15 protein-coding genes and 1 pseudogene are annotated in these 18647 nt (G+C 35.5%); all 16 read left to right on the forward strand.

Annotation, left to right across the window (positions count from 1 at the left end; all coding sequences use genetic code 11):
• Positions 1 to 3: 3 nt before the first annotated feature.
• The 16 genes and pseudogenes from AMQ68_RS25825 (at position 4) to AMQ68_RS12195 (ending at position 18616) form a co-directional block, all read left to right on the forward strand.
• A pseudogene (locus AMQ68_RS25825) lies at positions 4 to 924 on the forward strand (ABC transporter ATP-binding protein).
• Entirely contained in the window at positions 921 to 2486 is a 1566-nt protein-coding gene (locus AMQ68_RS12130) for an ABC transporter permease/substrate-binding protein (protein WP_054510895.1), read from the forward strand. Before AMQ68_RS25825 ends, AMQ68_RS12130 begins: the two are co-directional and overlap by 4 nt.
• A gap of 329 nt (positions 2487 to 2815) precedes the next feature.
• Positions 2816 to 3970, forward strand: a complete 1155-nt coding sequence (locus AMQ68_RS12135) for an efflux RND transporter periplasmic adaptor subunit (RefSeq protein WP_054510896.1) — start codon at positions 2816 to 2818, stop codon at positions 3968 to 3970.
• A 3-nt stretch (positions 3971 to 3973) separates the two neighbouring features.
• Positions 3974 to 7129 carry an efflux RND transporter permease subunit gene (locus tag AMQ68_RS12140; protein WP_054510897.1) on the forward strand — a complete coding sequence of 1052 codons (3156 nt, stop codon included), beginning with the start codon at positions 3974 to 3976 and terminating at the stop codon, positions 7127 to 7129.
• 7 nt (positions 7130 to 7136) lie between these two features.
• Positions 7137 to 8534, forward strand: a complete 1398-nt coding sequence (locus AMQ68_RS12145; RefSeq protein WP_241775115.1) for an efflux transporter outer membrane subunit — start codon at positions 7137 to 7139, stop codon at positions 8532 to 8534.
• Between the two features lie 798 nt (positions 8535 to 9332).
• The gene (locus AMQ68_RS12150; RefSeq protein ID WP_054510898.1) at positions 9333 to 9947 is read left to right on the forward strand and encodes a hypothetical protein; all 615 of its coding nucleotides are present in this window, start codon (positions 9333 to 9335) and stop codon (positions 9945 to 9947) included.
• A 10-nt stretch (positions 9948 to 9957) separates the two neighbouring features.
• Entirely contained in the window at positions 9958 to 11352 is a 1395-nt protein-coding gene (locus AMQ68_RS12155; RefSeq protein ID WP_054510899.1) for a hypothetical protein, read from the forward strand.
• A gap of 299 nt (positions 11353 to 11651) precedes the next feature.
• The gene (locus AMQ68_RS12160; RefSeq protein ID WP_054510900.1) at positions 11652 to 12326 is read left to right on the forward strand and encodes a MarR family winged helix-turn-helix transcriptional regulator; all 675 of its coding nucleotides are present in this window, start codon (positions 11652 to 11654) and stop codon (positions 12324 to 12326) included.
• Between the two features lie 2 nt (positions 12327 to 12328).
• Complete coding sequence (locus AMQ68_RS25935; protein WP_369678637.1) at positions 12329 to 12523, forward strand: FAD-dependent oxidoreductase; 195 nt, start codon at positions 12329 to 12331, stop codon at positions 12521 to 12523.
• Positions 12487 to 13800 (forward strand): phytoene desaturase family protein, encoded by a 1314-nt coding sequence (locus AMQ68_RS12165; protein ID WP_369678638.1) that lies wholly within the window; start codon positions 12487 to 12489, stop codon positions 13798 to 13800. Before AMQ68_RS25935 ends, AMQ68_RS12165 begins: the two co-directional genes overlap by 37 nt.
• A 2-nt stretch (positions 13801 to 13802) precedes the next feature.
• Positions 13803 to 14639 carry a phytoene/squalene synthase family protein gene (locus AMQ68_RS12170; protein WP_054510901.1) on the forward strand — a complete coding sequence of 279 codons (837 nt, stop codon included), beginning with the start codon at positions 13803 to 13805 and terminating at the stop codon, positions 14637 to 14639.
• 10 nt (positions 14640 to 14649) lie between these two features.
• Positions 14650 to 15114, forward strand: a complete 465-nt coding sequence (locus AMQ68_RS12175; RefSeq protein WP_054510902.1) for an SRPBCC family protein — start codon at positions 14650 to 14652, stop codon at positions 15112 to 15114.
• A 57-nt stretch (positions 15115 to 15171) separates the two neighbouring features.
• Entirely contained in the window at positions 15172 to 15627 is a 456-nt protein-coding gene (locus AMQ68_RS12180; RefSeq protein WP_054510903.1) for a sterol desaturase family protein, read from the forward strand.
• 157 nt (positions 15628 to 15784) lie between these two features.
• Positions 15785 to 16477, forward strand: a complete 693-nt coding sequence (locus AMQ68_RS12185) for a lycopene cyclase domain-containing protein (RefSeq protein WP_054510904.1) — start codon at positions 15785 to 15787, stop codon at positions 16475 to 16477.
• Positions 16464 to 17759 carry a deoxyribodipyrimidine photo-lyase gene (locus tag AMQ68_RS12190; protein ID WP_054510905.1) on the forward strand — a complete coding sequence of 432 codons (1296 nt, stop codon included), beginning with the start codon at positions 16464 to 16466 and terminating at the stop codon, positions 17757 to 17759. Before AMQ68_RS12185 ends, AMQ68_RS12190 begins: the two co-directional genes overlap by 14 nt.
• A 254-nt stretch (positions 17760 to 18013) precedes the next feature.
• Positions 18014 to 18616 carry a porin family protein gene (locus AMQ68_RS12195; protein ID WP_054510906.1) on the forward strand — a complete coding sequence of 201 codons (603 nt, stop codon included), beginning with the start codon at positions 18014 to 18016 and terminating at the stop codon, positions 18614 to 18616.
• The last annotated feature ends 31 nt before the right edge of the window (positions 18617 to 18647 follow it).

Here is an 18647-nt window from a genome sequence, read left to right on the forward strand (position 1 = left end):
CCAATGATTACAGTAGAATCAGTTTCAAAGAATTTTAACGGAAAACCCGCAGTAGATAACATTTCTTTTCAGGTTAAAGATAAAGAAATATTGGTGCTTTTGGGAACCAGCGGTTGTGGAAAAACAACAACGCTTAAAATGATCAATCGTCTCATAGAAGCAGATACCGGAAATATATTGATTGATGGAAAAAATGTCCGAGATCAAAAAGTAGAAGAGTTGAGAATGGGAATTGGTTTTGTGATGCAGCATTCAGGATTGTTTCCTCATTACACCATTAAATAAAATATTGCGGTAGTTCCGGAATTATTAAAATGGGATAAAAAAAAGACAGAAAACAGAACCGAAGAACTTCTCCATAAACTTCACCTTTCTGAAGATATACTTCATCGTTTTCCCGAGGAATTAAGTGGTGGCCAGCAGCAAAGGGTAGGAATTGCCAGAGCATTGATTGCCAATTCACCGATTTTATTGATGGATGAACCTTTTGGAGCCTTAGACAATATCACCAAAGCAGATATTCATTCCGAATTTAAATCGCTGGAAGAACTTAAAAATAAAACGATCATCCTCGTTACCCATGATGTGCAGGAGGCTTTTGAATTAGGACATCGGGTATGTTTGATGGATAAAGGTAAAATTATTCAGATAGGGACGCCAAAAGAAATGCTTTATCAGCCTACCAATGATTTTGTGATTGATTTTTTTGCCGAAAACCGATTGTTATTGGAATATAAAGTTGCTACTTTAAAAGATGTGAATGGCTTTATGGACTCAGAAAATGAGCATAAAGAATTTAATTTTGAAGAAACCACCAGTGTTTGGAATGCATTGCAAAAATTAAGTTCAAATCATAAAAATACAACGCATTACGAAATGTTGATTAAAGCATTTAATGAGTATCGAAAATTACAGATCGTATGACGCAGCAGAGTCTTTGGCAATTTATTATTGAACAGCATGAGAAGTTATTAACCCAAATCACCCAACATCTTGGCTTAACTTTCTTGTCATTGCTTTTAGCGATTATTGTGGGGCTGCCTTTGGGAATATTGATCGCCCGAAAAAGGAAACTTTCAAGTTCTGTTCTTGGTGTTGCGGGTATTTTACAGACCATTCCGAGTATCGCTTTACTAGGTTTTATGATTCCTGCTTTTGGAATTGGGGCTACACCAGCTATTGCAGCCTTATTAATTTATGCGCTTTTACCCATCATTCGAAATACATACACGGGAATTACAGAAGTGAATTCAACCGTTATTGAATCGGCAAAAGCAATGGGAATGAATAAGACTCAGCTTCTTTTTAAAGTGGAACTTCCATTGGCAATGCCTGTTATCATTGCAGGAATAAGAACGGCAGCCGTCATTAATGTCGGAGTGGCAACGTTGGCTTCATTTGTTGCAGCAGGTGGTTTGGGTGAATTTATCTTCGGTGGAATTTCCCTTAATAATACCAATATGATTTTGGCAGGGGCAATTCCCGCAGCATTATTGGCTGTTGTTTTGGATCAGGCGATTGCTGTTTTACAAAAATCAGGCTATCAATTACTACAAAAATTGAAATATATAGTTCCTGCGATATTGATTATTGTTGGAAGTGTTTACCTTCTAACTTCTGTTTCAGACAATAAACTTAAAGCAGGTTTTACGCCCGAATTTATGGGCAGACAAGACGGTGACCTTGGCTTACGTTCGGTGTATGGATTAAATGTAAATCCTGTTGTAGTAAGCGATGCTATTATGTATAAAGCAGCGTATGAAAAAGAATTGGATCTGATCAGTGGATATTCTACAGATGGCAGAATTAAAGCGTTTGACTTGTATGTGTTGAATGACGACAAGAAAATATTTCCGCCCTATTTTGCCGCCCCGATCATTAAAACCAAAACATTAGAAAAGTTTCCTGAATTAGAAAAAACGTTGAATTTATTATCGGGTAAATTTAACGACTCAATCATGACTGATCTCAATTATAAATCCGATTATCTACATCAGACTCCTGAAAAAATTGCTAAAGACTTTTTAATTAAAAACAATTTATATACAAGTTCGAGAAAAGGAAATTCCGGAACGGTGCGAATTGGCTCGAAGATCTTTGGAGAACAGTATATTCTCACAGAAATGTATAAAATGTTGATTGAAGGCAACACCAACTATAAAGTAGAAACAAAAACAGGATTGGGAGGAACCAAAATTTGTTTTGATGCTTTGATGAATGATGCGATTGATTTTTATCCCGAATATACAGGAACCGGACTTTTAGTACTATTAAAACCTACCGAAGAAACCATTAAAAAAGTAAGTCAAAGTGCCGATGAGACTTACCAATACGTTAATTCAGAATTTCAAAAACAATATGGAATTCAATGGCTAAAACCACTTGGGTTTAATAATTCGTATGCATTAATGATGCGCAGAGAACAATCAAAAGAACTGAATATAAAAAGTATATCAGAGTTGAAGAATTATTGGGATTTAAAATGATTTTTGAAATGGGTTATAATCCTATTTTATAATTGATTTTCAATGCAAAGACTTGCTAAATCAAATATAATTAAAGCCTCAATTTAGTAATATTTTTTTTCTTGGTTCTTTAATTTTTTGTGAAATGGAGTACTATGTATTTCTCATTTATGATTTATGGGTTTTCGTTAATGATGTGAAAATAAGTTAAGATTGAATGTTTTTCTTGAAAATTAACTATTAAAATACTAATTTTATAATCATAAAATTAAAAATTAGATTTTTAACACAGAAAGTTTTTAACCAATTCTGTGTTTTTATTTAACTTTATTTTATGTAAACACATTCCTATGATAAAAAATAAATTTGTTCTTTTTATTTCAGTGATACTGCTATCCTGTGGTGACAAAAAAGTAAAGACAAAAGAAACGCCTGTACAATCGTATCAGGTTTTGACGTTAGCTCCCAGACAAGTTATAGTTTACAATGATTTCCCGGCTTCAATACAAGGTGAAAATGTGGTTGAGATCAAGCCCATGGTATCTGGTTACCTTCAGGATATTTATGTGCCGGAAGGAGCAACGGTAACAAAAGGACAATTGTTATTTAGAATTAAAAATCCTCAATACGAACAGGATATTGTTACTGCTAAAGGCGCTATAAAAATTGCAGAAGCCAACGTGAATACCGCCCGTATGAACGTGGAGAAAGCAAGACCTTTGGTAGAGCAGGAAATTGTAAGTAAATACCAGCTCAGTTCGGCGCAATACGCTTTACAGTCTGAGCAAGCTGCTTTATCTCAGGCAAAAGCAACGCTTGCGAATGCATTAACCAATCAAGGGTATACATATATACGAAGTCCTCAGAGTGGAACCATTGGCCTTATTCCTTTTAAAATTGGTGCTTTAGTGAGCAGTACAGCAACGGATCCGTTGACTACATTATCGAATACAACGAATGTATTTGCTTATTTTTCTCTCAATGAAAAACAGTTGTTGGAATTTTTAGGCAATATGAAAGGCAATACAACCACTGAAAAGTTGAACAATATGCCTCTTGTAACGTTGGTGATGGCAGATGGAACGGTCTTTCCGGAAAAAGGAAGACTGGAAACAGCCAGTGGCGGAATCGACAGCAGTACAGGAACAGCTGTTTTCAAGGCGATATTTAATAATAAATTAGGACTTATTCAAAACGGAGCAAGTGCCACCATCCGAATTCCTGTGAATATGGATAATTCTCTGTTGGTTCCACAGATAGCCATTTATCAGATGCAGGATAAGTCATTCGTTTATAAACTCATGAAAGGCAATCAGGTAATGAGTATGGCTGTGACTACTTCGCCGACTGATGATGGTAATTTTGTGGTGGTGAAAAGTGGTATAAATGCTGGCGATAAGGTGGTTCTTAATGGACTTAATATTAGTGACAGTACAGTCATAAAGCCAACACCTGCAAATTCAGAGGATATTTACCGTACGATGAAAACTAAATCAAACCCATAGGTCATGCTAAAATTATTTATAAGAAGGCCGGTATTGAGTACAGTAATTTCTGTCATCATTATCGTATTGGGGATTTTGGGAATAAGCAGTTTACCCGTAGCACAATATCCGGATATTGCTCCGCCTACCATTCAGGTTTCTGCGTCTTATCCCGGTGCTAATACAACAACGTTGATTAACAGCGTAGTATATCCATTAGAACAACAGATAAACGGGGTGGAGGGTATGACCTACATGACTTCCTCAGCAAGTAATACGGGTTCGGCGAGTATCAGTGTGTATTTTGCAGTAGGAGTAGATCCTAATCAGGCTGCTGTAGATGTGCAAAACCGTATAAGTACGGTATTGTCTAAACTTCCGCAAGCAGTAACCCAAGCCGGAGTAACGGTAAGAAAGCAACAGAGCAGTAACGTGTTAATTGTAGGATTATACAGCGATAAAAAACAATATGATCAGAAGTTTTTACAAAATTACGCGGCCATCAATATTGTTCCGCAGTTGCAAAGAGCAAAAGGAGTAGGAGGTGCCAGTGTATTTGGCGGTGCGATGACGTATGCCATGCGTATTTGGTTACAACCGGATAAAATGGCGGCGTACGGATTGGTTCCTTCTGATGTAACAGCGGCATTAAATGCCCAAAACTTCAATGCTGCTCCGGGGAAAATTGGAGATAATATGGCGCAGGCCTTTCAATATGATATTACCTATTCCGGGACGTTGGTTTCGTTGGATCAATTTCAAAAAGTGATTGTTAAGTCAATCGGAAACGGACAGTATTTATATTTAAAAGATATTGCCAGAATTGATTTAGGAACGCAAACCTATACCAGTGCTACGGCAATCAATGGGAAACCTGCAGTAGCCATTGCTATCAGCCAGACACCGGGTTCTAATGCGCAGGAAGTAATCGTTGGAGCTCAGAAAGTAATGGCAGATGCTTCTAAAATTCTTCCTTCGGGAATAAAAATGCTGGAGCTGGTCAACATCAACAACTTCTTAAATGAAAGTATCTCCAAAGTATTGCATACGCTTGTTGAATGTTTCTTACTGGTATTTCTCGTAATCCTTATTTTTTTACAGGATGTACGGTCTACGATTATCCATGGAGTTTCGGTTCCGGTATCTATTATAGGAACATTTTTCTTTTTGTATTTATTTGGATACAGTCTTAACCTTCTTACTTTATTTGCTTTGGTATTGGCGATTGGTATTGTGGTAGATGATGCCGTTGTAGTGGTAGAAGCGGTTCACAGTAAATTGGAACAGGGCTATACTTCACCTCGAAAAGCAGCTATTGATGCCATGGGAGAAATTGCACCAGCCATTGTTTCTATTACACTTGTGATGGCTTCTGTATTTCTTCCGGTGACTTTCTTGGGAGGTTCGGCGGGTGTATTTTACAAACAGTTTGGAATTACATTAGCGATTGCCATTATGATTTCAGCGGTAAATGCATTGACGTTAAGTCCCGCTTTGGCTGCCATGTTTTTACGACCACACAAGCAGGAAGAAGTAGGTGCTAAAAAAGGTTTTCTTCAAAAAATGAAGAATGGCTTTAATTCAAATTATGAAAAAGTAATCAAAAAATATACGGAAGCAGTAAGCTTTCTGATCAGAAGAAAATGGTTAACGGCTATTATTGTTGTTGCTTTTGGAGGACTATTTTATTTTACAATTAAAAGTGTGGCATCCAGTTTTGTTCCTGCGGAAGATATGGGGACTGTTTTTGTGAATGTCACCTTGCCAGCTGCGGCGACCAAAGAAAGGGTGCAGCTTATCAATAAGCAAATCGATAGCATTGCTCATACCATTCCTCAGGTGCAGGCATCTATGACGACGCTGGGGCAAAATCAATTAGGTGGAAGCGGAAGTTCTTACGGAATGTTGATCTTAAGACTTACGCCTTGGAGTGATCGGCCCGGCATCACCGATAAAGATATTATAACACAGCTTACAGACAAAACAAAAAATATTCGGGGCGCTTCAATTAATTTCATGCAACAACCTACCATCAGTGGTTTTGGAACGAGTGGAGGTTTTACTTTTCAAATAGAAGACAGAGGCGGGCATAGCATCAGTGATTTTTATGCAGTCTCTCAAAATTTTCTGGCAGCATTAAATAAAAGACCTGAAATACAGTATGCAGCAACCGCATTTAACCCTAATTTCCCTCAATATGAAGTAGATATTAATATTGCTAAATGTGAAGATAATGGGGTGCAACCTTCGGATATATTAAATCTGATGAATGTGTATTATGGAAGTTCATATGTAAGCAACTTTACAGAATTTGGTCAGCAGTATCAGGTTATTCTTCAGGCTGATAATCCTTACAGAGGCACGGTTGAGCAGATGAACAATATCAAAATACGTACAAGTAGCGGAACCATGAGCCCAATTTCAGAATATGTGACGATGAAAAAGGTATTTGGACCTTCCTCTATCTCTCGTTTTAATATGTATAATGCTATTTCAATCAATGGATCTCCTAATACCGGATATAGTACCGGACAATCTATGGAGGCAATCAACGAAGTGGCAGCTCAGGCTTTACCGCCAGGCTATAGTTTTGAATACAGCGGAATGAGTAAAGAAGAGCAAAATTCAGGCTCTCAGGCCAGTATTATATTTCTGCTGAGTCTTTGTTTTGTATATCTGCTGCTGAGTGCTTTGTACGAAAGTTACATTCTTCCCTTAGCGGTTATTCTTTCGCTCCCTGTGGGGCTAAGCGGGATATTTGTGTTTGCAAAATTGTTTGGAATAGATAATAATATTTATGTGCAGATCTGTATGATTATGCTGATTGGTCTTTTGGCTAAAAATGCTATTCTGATGGTTGAGTTTTCTCTGGAAAAAAGACAGGAAGGAATGGGATTGTTGGAGAGCGCACTGGAAGGAGCTAAAATCAGGATCCGTCCGATATTAATGACTTCATTGGCGTTTATTTTTGGGTTAATGCCTTTAATGTTTTCTACCGGAGTTGGTGCCAATGGGAACAGATCAATTGGTATTGGTTCCATTGGTGGAATGTTGTTCGGAACTTTATTGGGGATATTTGTAATCCCGGGATTATATGTAATTTTCCAAGGGTTACAGGAGAAAATAAAGTCTAATAAGTATGACGAGAATGATGAACTGATTGTTGAAAACAAAAAATAATCTTAGAATGAAAAGCATGAAACCATTGAAGAAAAAATATACGTTTATTCTACAGATTGCAGCATTTTCAGCGGTACTTTACAGTTGTGATGTTACGAAACCTTATGCCAATAAACAATCAGTTCAGGATAATTTATTTGGAGACTCAGCAAAGTCTGCTACCAAAAGTATTGCTGTACTTTCATGGAAAGAAATATTTAAAGATCCATTATTACAACAGCTCATTAGTGAGGGGATTGATCATAATTTAGATCTGAAAACGGCTACGGCCAATCTGAAAGCGGCAGAAGCTAATTTTGTACAGAGTAAGCAGGCGTTTTTACCTTCGCTTTCTGGTAATGCTTCGGCGGGTGCTTATCATCCTGCCAGTAGTCAGGCATCTAATTCACAGGTGTATCAGCTCTATGCACTTTCATCTTGGCAGGTGGATATTTGGGGTAAACTGAGAAGTACTAAACGATCAATGTATGCCAGCTATCTTGCCGGTGATGCGTATAGACAGGCGGTACAGACGCAGCTTGTTGCCAATATTGCTGTTTCATATTATCAATTACTTGCGTATGATGAGCAGCTTGCGATTGTTCAGCAGTCGTTGGAGGTATATTCTAAAGATACAGAAACAATGAAAATTTTAAAGAACAGTGATGTGGTTACGGGCGCTGCAGTGGTACAAAGTGCAGCGAATTATTATGCTGTAAAATCTACCGTCCCCGATATCAAAAATAATATTCGTCAGACCGAAAATACATTGTCTTTATTGCTGGGAAGAGCACCGGGAGCTATTAAAAGAGATTCACTTTTTAATGAGCAGACGTATAATGAGTTGTCAACGGGCTTGCCGGTGGAACTACTTGCTAACAGGCCTGATGTAAAAGAAGCTGAACTGCAACTGCGAAGTTATTTTGAACAGATAAATGTAGCCAAAGCTTCATTTTATCCCTCGCTTACGATAACGGGACAGGCAGGTTTGTATGCAACAGAGTTGAAGTCTGTTTTCAATGCAGGCGCTTTCTTAGCCAATGTTGTGGGTGGATTGACACAGCCTATTTTTAATAACGGTCTCAATAAACAGAAACTAAAAATAGCACAGGCCAATTACGAAGCTGCAGAATATAATTACAGTAAAATATTGCTTACCGCAGGGCAGGAGGTATCTAATGCGCTTTATCAATATCAGATGGTGGATGAAAAATCATCTTCTCGTCAGGAGCAAATCGCTAATCTTGAAAAAGCAGTTCATTTTACAAAAGAATTACTAAAATATACCAGCGCCACCAATTATACAGACGTTCTTACTTCAGAACAAAGTCTCTTAAGTGCAAGACAAAGTGCGGTTACAGATAAGCTTCAACAGCTTCAGGCAGTCGTGAATTTGTATGCCGCTTTAGGAGGAGGATGGAAATAATGATAGAGCTATTTTGCCTTTTAATATCTATTAATTGTTGATAATTCCACTTTTTAATACCGATATTTCTATTAGAATTATAGCTTTTTTAAGACAAATTTTAACCCTTTACATACGATTGTTTAAAGGGTTTTTTGTTTATCAACAGCACTTTTTAAGATGAAATAAGTAGATAATTGTTATAATATTCCTTTTTATAAATGAAAATGAGTCTTAAAATAGAGTTTATAATGGGGTATTTGACGAATTATTTTGAAATAAATTTGATAATTATTAAGTATAGATAAAATCTATTATATTTCATTTTATTCACTTTTTACGAGATTTTAATTGCTTATTTTTTATTAAAAAAAAGTGAATTATTAGGCCTGTTTCAAAAAGTTATATCACTCTTCAAAGTTTTATTATAACAAACAGAATACTTTCAAAGATAATATTTAATTCAAAATTTTTAAAATTACATTTTCTTCACTATTTTGTGATAATTATATTAATAATGTAATTTGATGGGTTTGTAAAAACTATATTTAGATTTAAATAATAAAATATTGTGGAATTGCAATAAAAAGCATTTTTAAGGGATTTTTTTTTACGAATATGTTAGTTTTAAACCTTTTTAATTGTTGAATGGATGGCGTATTTCCAATATGATTATATGGAATTGTAAAAATTATTGTGCGGAATCTTAATAATTAAGCTTGATAATAAGTTTGTTATAATTAATCGAGATACCACGTTTGGTTATTTTAATTATTCATTTTAAGTAGATTTGCGAAAATAATTATGAATACTTAAAAAATGAGGAATTTAGTTTTATCAATTGGCTTTTTTTCAGCTTTAACTTTAAATGCGCAAGTTGGAATCAATACAATTACACCCAAAGCATCTTTAGACATTAACAAATCAGTAAATACAACAAGTGCAGAAGGGTTTCTTACCGTAAGAATAACAGGAACAGAGCTGGCAGCAAAAGATAATTTGTATGGTGCAGATCAAAATTCAACGGTTGTTTATGCTACAGGTGCTCCGGGAACTCCAACTACAAAAACATCCAATATCACAAGCCCCGGATTTTACTATTATAAAAACAGTATTTCGAAGTGGGTGGGATTAACGATGCCAAAGTTTTTCTACATGCCATCTATCTTGTTTGATACCACAACACTAGGAGCAGGAACCAAAGATTTATATCAACTTTATTTAACACAATTCAGTACACCGGCAGTATCAAGTACAGGTTCGGCAGGGAAAATTCCTGTGTTGGAAAGAGGGGATTTGGAATATTATGTTACCTATCTTGATTCCACTGTTTTCACAGGAGTAACCATAAATGCCAACGGTGTAATGAACTACACCGTAAGCAGTAACGCTACAGAAGCAAGTTTCATGAATATTGTATTTGTTGTTAAATAAATGTATTAAAATGATTTTTTATAAAAAATATTTAATAGCAAGTTTCATCCTTTTAATTTCTTTTACAGGAACTATTTTCGCACAATTTACCATTACCAATACTTTGAAATCTAATAATTCTGCGGGATTAAAGATTGGAGATAATGCCTATCTAACTGCTGCCAGCGGAGCAGATATAAATGGGGCAGGATGGTTAAGACTTACCGAAGCAAAAACCAACCAGAAAGGGTATATGTATGTAATGCAGGGGTTTCCTACCACCTTGGGAGTGATTGCAGATTTTGAATATGTGCAATGGCGTAATGTGTCAGATCCCACATATTTTGGTGCTGATGGGTTCTCTGTCTTTTTGTTTAACGCATCAGTGAGTGAAACTGATTTTAAGCTCGGAGGTTACGGAGGCTCGTTAGGATATGCTACTTTTAGTAATCCTTCCGGAACTACTGGTTTGTCAGGCGGATATCTGGGGATTGGTTTTGATGCTTATGGTAATTACGCGACAAATACAGAGAGTAGAAACGGCGGTAGCGCCAATGCAGTTCCGAACTCTATTATCGTTCGAGGCCCTAGTAGTTCTACCTATTCGCAATCAAACACCTACCTAACAAGAGTTGATTTAGGAGATAGAACTGGAACTTTAAATGCAATCAGACAGAGAGACGAGATTGATTATAATACCGTAACTACATCCAGACCTGCAAGTGATGTTTTTTACAGAAGAGTACAGATAAGCATTACAAAGCCAGCAAATGATTATGTAATCACGATCAAATGGAGAAAGCAAAATCAAACCACTTTTACAGAAATTCTTAATTATACATTGAACGGGACAACATACCCAATACCTGCGAATTTAAAATTAGGATTTGCAGCTTCAACAGGAGGAGGTTTTAATTTTCAGGAAATTAGAAATATCTTGTTAACGACGCCTGGGAACTTAAGAGTAGACAGCCGTGCAGATTTTCCTTTTGCGTGTAATGAAAAGAAAAATACAGTAAGTTTTAAAGTTGAGGTAACGAATGATACAGCAGCAGCATTGAACAATATCAGTTTCACTAGTAAAGTAACCAATGCGGCCAATACGCTGCTTACATCTTCGCAATTTAAAATTACAAGTGTGTCTTTAAGCAGTGGTTTTACCAACTCTACGATACCGACTTCTAATTTTACCACCAATGAAATTAATGGTGTCGTAGGTTTAGCAGCAAAATCTTCAGGTATAGTTACCATTACAGGAGATTACATTAGAGGGGTAAAAGCAAATCAAACTTTCAAAGATGTTTCAACTGCAAATACAACTGAAATAACGGATACAGATACAACCAATAATACCGCAACCACAACCATTGATGTGAAAAAATGCAGTGTGATGAGTAATCCGAGTATGCCTGCACGATATAAGTAGTTTTAGTTGATTGTTTAATTAAAACGCAAGATATTTACTTTAAAAACCTGTTAATTGTTTGATTAACAGGTTTTTTTGTTTCCTAATTGAGTAATGAAATATATGCGGTAGCGGTTTTTTGTTATATGAATATTTGGGAAGCGAGCTAGATCGATTTACTTAATCTTTCTGAATTATTCATCTTAAAAAGTATATTTATAAACCATATTTCTGATTTTAGGTAAAAAAAATTGAATTTTAATCCATTAATAAACTAAATGTTATTTAATTTGGTATATTTGTATTCTAAATTTAGGGTTATGAATTTTGATCTTGTTAAAGATGTGGTAGGCTTACTGGAGCAATTTGAGACTGAAAATAAAAATTCTCAGTATGCGGATACCATTGAAGGATTCAAATCATGGGTTTGTCATAAAGAATCTATGACGAATGATGATGAAACCGATACTCCAAATTGGGAGGGTAAAGAAAACGGGAGAAGTCCGGAAAGTGCGATCAGTACTTTATTGGTTCATCTTAACAGATATGCAAAGACCTATTCTAAATCTGCTATTTCGGGTTCTGACTTTGCCACGCAGGAAGATTTTATTTATCTGATCAATTTGAAAGCATTTGGTGAGATGACCAAAATGGAACTCATCAAAAAAAATATTCAGGATAAGCCTGTGGGAATGTTGATCATTAACAGATTGATCAAGCAAGGTTGGGTGCATCAGCAAGACTCAGTTGAGGATAAAAGAACAAAATTAATACAAATTACGGATCAGGGAATGGAAGCCTTGGAAAACCAAATGGAAAAAATCCGTAATGCAACCCACATTGTGGCAGGAAACCTAAACTATTCTGAAAAGATGGAATTAATTCGTATTCTGAATAAATTAGACCAATTTCATTATCCTATTTTCAATCAAAATATAGACAGTAAAGATTTGATCAATGCCGTGTATCAGCAATATTCATTTGAGAAAAATTAAAAATGAAAAAGAAAATAGCGATTATTGGTTCGGGGTTTTCGGGATTGTCGGCGGCGGCGTATTCTGCAAAACAAGGTCATGAAGTTCATGTCTTTGAGAAGAATAGTTCAGCGGGGGCAGAGCCAGAAAATTTATTACAGATAATGGCTATACGTTTGATATGGGCCCAAGCTGGTATTGGATGCCTGATATTATAGAATCCTTTTTTGAAGATTTCGGTAAAAAAACGTCTGACTTTTTTCAGCTCGTACCGCTTGATCCGCAATTTGAAATGGTGTTCTCAGATAGTAAAATGAATATTCCTCACAGCTATACCGAAATGCGGGATTTGTTTGAAAAAACAGAAAAAGGCTCCGGTAAAAAGTTGGATGAATTCATGGAAGATGCCCGATACAAATATGAAGTGGGAATGAAAGAATTCGTAAATAAACCTTGTCATTCATGGTTCGAATTTGTTTCTCCAAAAATTGCTAAAAGTGCGTTGAAACTTGATCTTTTGACCAATTTTAAAAAATTTGTAAGAAAGTATTTCAACGATCCGAAGTTGATCACGTTGATGGAATTTCCCGTTATTTTTCTGGGAGCGGCACCCAAAGATATTCCCGCTTTGTACAGTTTGATGAATTATGGCGGTTACAAATTGGGAACTTGGTATCCGATGGGCGGTTTTTCAAAGGTAATTGACGCGATGAAAAACGTCGCGGAAGCCGAAGGCGTTAAATTTCATTTTAATTCCGGTGTAGAAAAAATTATGGTTAAAAATAGCAAAACTACTTCTCTGATTGTTAACGGTGAGGAAATAGATTTTGATACAATTATTGCATCATCAGATTACCATCATACAGAAAGTAAACTGTTGCCTGAAGAATTCAGAAATTATAAAGAATCGTATTGGGAAAAGCTCACTTTTGCGCCTTCCTGCCTGATTTATTATTTAGGGTTTAAAGAGAAAATTCCCAATCTGAAGCATCACACGTTGTTTTTTGAAAATGACCTTGACCTTCACACCACAGAAATTTATGAAGATAAAAAATGGCCTTCGAAACCCTTATTTTATGCGTGTTGCCCTTCAAAAACAGATCCGAATGTAGCACCTGAAAATTGCGAAAATGTATTTCTGCTTATGCCTGTGGCGACGGGAATAGAAGATTCTGAAATGGAAAGAGAAAAATATTTTCTTGAAATGATCGTAAGACTCGAAAAGCATACAGGAGTTTCTAATTTATTGCCAAAGATTGATTATAAAAAAAGTTACTGTATTAAAGATTTTAAAGAAGATTATAATGCCTATGAAGGCAATGCGTACGGGCTTGCCAACACCTTATCACAAACCGCAGTTTTGAAACCGTCACTCAGGAACAAGAAAGTGAAAAATCTTTTTTATACCGGACAGCTTACGGTTCCGGGACCCGGAGTTCCGCCGTCGATTATTTCAGGTAAAATTGCTGCTATTGAAGCCACCAAAACGAATTAATTATGAAAAAATTATTTGATGAACTTTCTTATCGGGTAAGTAAAGAAACAACCAAACAGTACAGCACAAGCTTTTCTTTGGGGATTTTGGCGTTGTCTCCAAAAATCAGAAACCCAATTTATGCGGTGTATGGATATGTGCGTTTGGCTGATGAGATTGTAGACAGTTTTCATGGGTATGATAAAGAAAAGCTTCTTGCCAAATTCAGGGAAGAAACGGCTCAGGCTTTGGAGGACGGGATTTCGCTAAATCCTATTTTACAGTCGTTTCAGGATACGGTTCATCGGTTTGATATTGATCAGAAATTAATCGGTCAGTTTTTGGATAGCATGCAAATGGATCTTCAGAAAGTAGATTACAATTCAGATCTCTATAAACAATATATTTTGGGCTCTGCAGAAGTGGTGGGTTTAATGTGCTTGCAGATATTTGTAGAAGGCAATGTTTCTGAATTTGAAAGGCTTAAACCTTTTGCAATGAAATTAGGTTCGGCTTTTCAGAAGGTGAATTTTTTAAGAGATATGAAAGATGATTATCAGATCTTGGGACGAAGCTATTTCCCGGATGTAGATATTTCGTTATTCGACAATAAAATAAAAGCAGATATTGAAAAAGATATCGAAAAAGAATTTAGTGAAGCTCTGAGCGGAATTAAAAAGCTTCCCAATTCATCAAGATTTGGAGTGTATTTAGCGTACCGTTATTACATTTCACTATTTAGAAAGATTAAAAGAACTTCGGCTCATAAAATCATTAATCAAAGGATCAGAATCTCAAACAGTAAAAAGATTTCTTTAATGATGAGCAGTTATTTACAGTATAAAACTTCATTTCTATAAACAGATTATAATGATACACAGACTTTATAAAGAACAGCAATTGAATTGTGATTTAGCAACCGCATGGAAGTTTTTCTCTTCGGCCAATAATCTGTCTAAGATCACTCCGGAAGACATGAAATTTGTTGTTTTGACCAAAACAGAAGACGATGAAATTTATGCAGGAATGATCATTGATTATCATGTTTCGCCTTTGTTGGGGATTAAAATGAACTGGACCACAGAGATAAAGCAGGTTGATTTCCAAAAAAGTTTTACCGATTATCAGCAAAAAGGACCGTACAAATTGTGGAATCATTTTCATGAGTTTATCGTAAATGATAAAGGGGTTTTAATGAAAGACACTGTTGACTACGAACTTCCAATGGGATTGTTAGGTGAAATAGCTCATAAACTTTTTGTGAAAGATAAGTTGGAACATATTTTCAGCTATCGAAATACGGTTTTAGACAAAATGTTTAATAGTAAAATCTAGCCACAAAAGCTTTTTACCCTTTTATGGTTAAAATAAAAAATTAAATAAATAAAAATCATGAATTTTCTAATTGTCATAAGTACATTTTTTATCATGGAAGGCATGACGTGGCTGATTCATAAATACATTATGCACGGTTTTTTATGGTCACTTCATAGAGATCATCACGATCACAGTAACGAAGGTCATGTAGAGAAAAACGATTACTTTTTTCTGATTTTTGCGCTACCAACCATCGCTTTGATGTACTACGGAACAGTTAATAATTACAACATTTATTTTTATATAGCTGTAGGAATTGCTTTGTATGGGATGGCGTATTTTTTTGTTCATGATATTTTCATTCATCAAAGAATCCGCTTTTTAAGAGATACCAAAAATCCTTATTTATTGTCGATCAGACGGGCGCACAAACAGCATCACAAGCATACAGGCAAAGAAAGAGGAGAGTGTTTTGGGTTTTTATGGGTCCCGATTAAATATTTCAAAATGTATTTTAATAAAGATGAATGATGATGATTCACAATTTAAAATCATCAAGAAAAACTTCGCGACCTTAGCTGAGTGAAACGCCTTTGCGAACCTTAAAAACGGTTAGTAGTCAAAAAAACTTTGCGGACTTTGCGTTAAAAAGCATAATAAACAGAAAATCAAAAAATAAGTAATAAAAATGCATCACTATACCTATCTGTTAATCAATTTTTTTACGATAATCATCTGTTTTATTTTTTCGTTTCATCATAAGATAAAATTCAACAGACATTTCGGAGCTTTTTTCTTTGCTTCCTTTTTGGTGGCTTTGGTATTTATCGTTTGGGATGCTTGGTTTACGAAAATAGGCGTGTGGTGGTTTAATGATCATTATCTTTTGGAAATCAGGATTTTAAATTTGCCCATTGAGGAGATATTATTTTTTATTTGTATTCCTTTTTCATGTGTATTTACATACTTCTGTTTAGATCAATTTTTCAATCTCAATTGGAAACCGCTTCCCGAAAAAATATTTGTGATCATCAGTATTATTTTAGCGGTAATAATTGCGGTCTATTATCATGATAAAATTTACACTTTCATCACATTCCTTTCAACGGCTGTAAGCATGTTTGTCTTGTATTTTATCTTGAAAGCAAGATGGATCGGCAAAGCTTCTTTTATATATCTTGTGTTAATGCCAGGGTTTTTAGGCGTAAATGGAATATTGACAGGAACCGGTTTGGAATCTCCAATTGTGCATTATAACCCTCAAAACTTTATGGGAATAAGAATGTTAACCATTCCGTTAGAAGACACGGTGTATGGTTATGAAATGATATTGTGGAATCTCTTTTTATTTCAAAAATTTAAGAAAAATGAACAAAATTAGTATATTCTGGTTCAGACGGGATCTGAGATTAGAAGACAACTGTGGCTTACATGAAGCTTTACAATCAGGTACAAAAGTACTTCCTGTTTTTATTTTTGATCGTGAAATTTTAGATCAGCTCAATGATAAAAAAGACAAAAGGGTAGATTATATTCATCAGGCTTTAGAGGGAATCAATCAAGAGCTCAAAGAATATGGAACTGGCCTGAAAACATTTTACGGAAATCCTTTTGAGATATTCGAAAAATTAACGGAAGAATTTGATATTGATACCGTTTTCTGTAACCGTGACTACGAACCTCAAGCCATTAAACGAGATCAAAGAATAACTGAATTTCTGTCAACAAAAAAAGTGAAATTTTCAGCTCACAAAGATCAGGTTGTTTTTGAAGAAAATGATGTTTTGAAAGGGGATAAAACGCCCTATACCATTTTTACACCGTACTCAAGAAAATGGAAAGAAAATGTTAAAAAAATTGAAATTCAGAGTTTTGATATCGTGGGTGAAAACTTTTTTCCTGTAAAAGAGCATAAGAATATTCTAAGTCTTAAAGAGATAGGATTTGAAAAAACGAATATTGAATTTTCAAAACCTTCTTTGGATTCAAATATTATAGATACCTATGATCAAAACCGTGATTTTCCGGCCATGAATCATACCACTCATTTGGGGATTGCCTTGAGATTCGGAACAATTTCAGTACGAAAATGTGTAAGTTTTGCTCAAAAGCATAATGAAATCTGGCTGAATGAATTGATTTGGAGAGAATTTTTCATGCAGATCTTATTTCATTTCCCGTATGTTGTTACGCAGTGTTTTAAAAAGAAATACGAAAATATTCAATGGAGAAATAATGAGGACGAGTTCAAAGCCTGGTGTGAAGGGAATACTGGATATCCAATTGTAGATGCAGGCATGAGACAGCTGAATGAGACAGGTTTTATGCACAATCGGGTGAGAATGGTGGTAGCGAGTTTTCTTACCAAACATTTATTGATCGATTGGAGGTGGGGCGAAGCGTATTTTGCTCAGAAACTATTAGATTATGACCTTTCGGCCAATAACGGAAACTGGCAATGGGCGGCAGGTTGTGGCTGTGATGCAGCGCCGTATTTTAGAATTTTTAATCCTGAAGAACAGACTAAAAAGTTTGATAAAAACCTTCAGTATATTAAAAAATGGCTTCCACAAGATGCTTTATTGAACAGACCGATTGTTGACCATAAGCAGGCAAGAGAAAGAGCGTTGAAAACTTATAAAGAAGGATTGGTTGTAGAGTAATTTTGTAAAAGATTTCAATGGATCAATAATAATACATAAAATAGGAGGACTTCATTATGAGGTCCTTTATTTTTTTATCGATAATGATAACTCTACTTTTTAAAATTAATTAAGCTTAGTTTTATGCTTTGTGATAGAGCGTATATTTTCAAAAATCCGTTTCAGTGACTTTTTTGTCCGTTTCCGCTTGATTTTTCGATGTAGCAGAAATTCAGCACGATACATTTGTAGAGTTATTTATAAATGTTATCATTATGAAAAAGTTATTTTTAGTTGGTTTTGCATTGGTTGCATCACAAATGTCATTCGGACAAAGTACATTCGGAAACTTGATGCAGCGTCTTAGTTTCGGGGTGAAAGCGGGAGGGAATTATAGTAATTTTACAGATGCTGGTTTTGAGACGGAAGGATTGGCAGGTTTTCATGCAGGGCTTATTGTTAATTTTAAATTAGCAGATAAATGGTCTATACAGGAAGAATTTTTGTATTCCACGCAAGGAGCAAAGACGAAGAACAGTCTTTTGGGAGTTGAGAAAGATGTAAAACTTTCTTATTTATCTGTTCCGATTCTTGTAAAATATCACTCTGCTATTGGTATTTATGCAGAGGTGGGGCCGCAGGTAAATATGTTGATAGAAGATGCTAAGAATACAGGCTTCGATAAATTTGCAGACGAAATAGATGCCGGTGTTGCTGCAGGAGTAGGATATCAGTTTAAAGAAGGTTCTCTAAAAGGTTTGGGAATTGGCGCAAGATATTACCAAGGCTTTATGGATGTGGGCAAATTCAATTCTGCTACGGTAAAACCAGATTTCAAAAACAGTGTATTTCAAGCCGGAGTTTTCTATATTTTTTAATAGCCGGAACAAAAGTTATTCAAAAGAATAC

Source organism: Chryseobacterium sp. ERMR1:04, from assembly GCF_001297705.1.
Classification (GTDB): domain Bacteria; phylum Bacteroidota; class Bacteroidia; order Flavobacteriales; family Weeksellaceae; genus Chryseobacterium.

Bases quoted from the DNA above. Each gene is read 5' to 3' on its own strand.
- AMQ68_RS12155 (WP_054510899.1), top strand. From the start codon at position 9,958: ATGATTTTTTATAAAAAATATTTAATAGCAAGTTTCATCCTTTTAATT.
- AMQ68_RS12145 (WP_241775115.1), top strand. From the start codon at position 7,137: ATGAAAAGCATGAAACCATTGAAGAAAAAATATACGTTTATTCTACAG.
- AMQ68_RS12135 (WP_054510896.1), top strand. From the start codon at position 2,816: ATGATAAAAAATAAATTTGTTCTTTTTATTTCAGTGATACTGCTATCC.
- AMQ68_RS12130 (WP_054510895.1), top strand. From the start codon at position 921: ATGACGCAGCAGAGTCTTTGGCAATTTATTATTGAACAGCATGAGAAG.
- AMQ68_RS12175 (WP_054510902.1), top strand. From the start codon at position 14,650: ATGATACACAGACTTTATAAAGAACAGCAATTGAATTGTGATTTAGCA.
- AMQ68_RS12190 (WP_054510905.1), top strand. From the start codon at position 16,464: ATGAACAAAATTAGTATATTCTGGTTCAGACGGGATCTGAGATTAGAA.
- AMQ68_RS12140 (WP_054510897.1), top strand. From the start codon at position 3,974: ATGCTAAAATTATTTATAAGAAGGCCGGTATTGAGTACAGTAATTTCT.
- AMQ68_RS12195 (WP_054510906.1), top strand. From the start codon at position 18,014: ATGAAAAAGTTATTTTTAGTTGGTTTTGCATTGGTTGCATCACAAATG.
- AMQ68_RS12165 (WP_369678638.1), top strand. From the start codon at position 12,487: ATGGGCCCAAGCTGGTATTGGATGCCTGATATTATAGAATCCTTTTTT.
- AMQ68_RS12185 (WP_054510904.1), top strand. From the start codon at position 15,785: ATGCATCACTATACCTATCTGTTAATCAATTTTTTTACGATAATCATC.
- AMQ68_RS12160 (WP_054510900.1), top strand. From the start codon at position 11,652: ATGAATTTTGATCTTGTTAAAGATGTGGTAGGCTTACTGGAGCAATTT.
- AMQ68_RS12180 (WP_054510903.1), top strand. From the start codon at position 15,172: ATGAATTTTCTAATTGTCATAAGTACATTTTTTATCATGGAAGGCATG.
- AMQ68_RS12170 (WP_054510901.1), top strand. From the start codon at position 13,803: ATGAAAAAATTATTTGATGAACTTTCTTATCGGGTAAGTAAAGAAACA.
- AMQ68_RS12150 (WP_054510898.1), top strand. From the start codon at position 9,333: ATGAGGAATTTAGTTTTATCAATTGGCTTTTTTTCAGCTTTAACTTTA.
- AMQ68_RS25935 (WP_369678637.1), top strand. From the start codon at position 12,329: ATGAAAAAGAAAATAGCGATTATTGGTTCGGGGTTTTCGGGATTGTCG.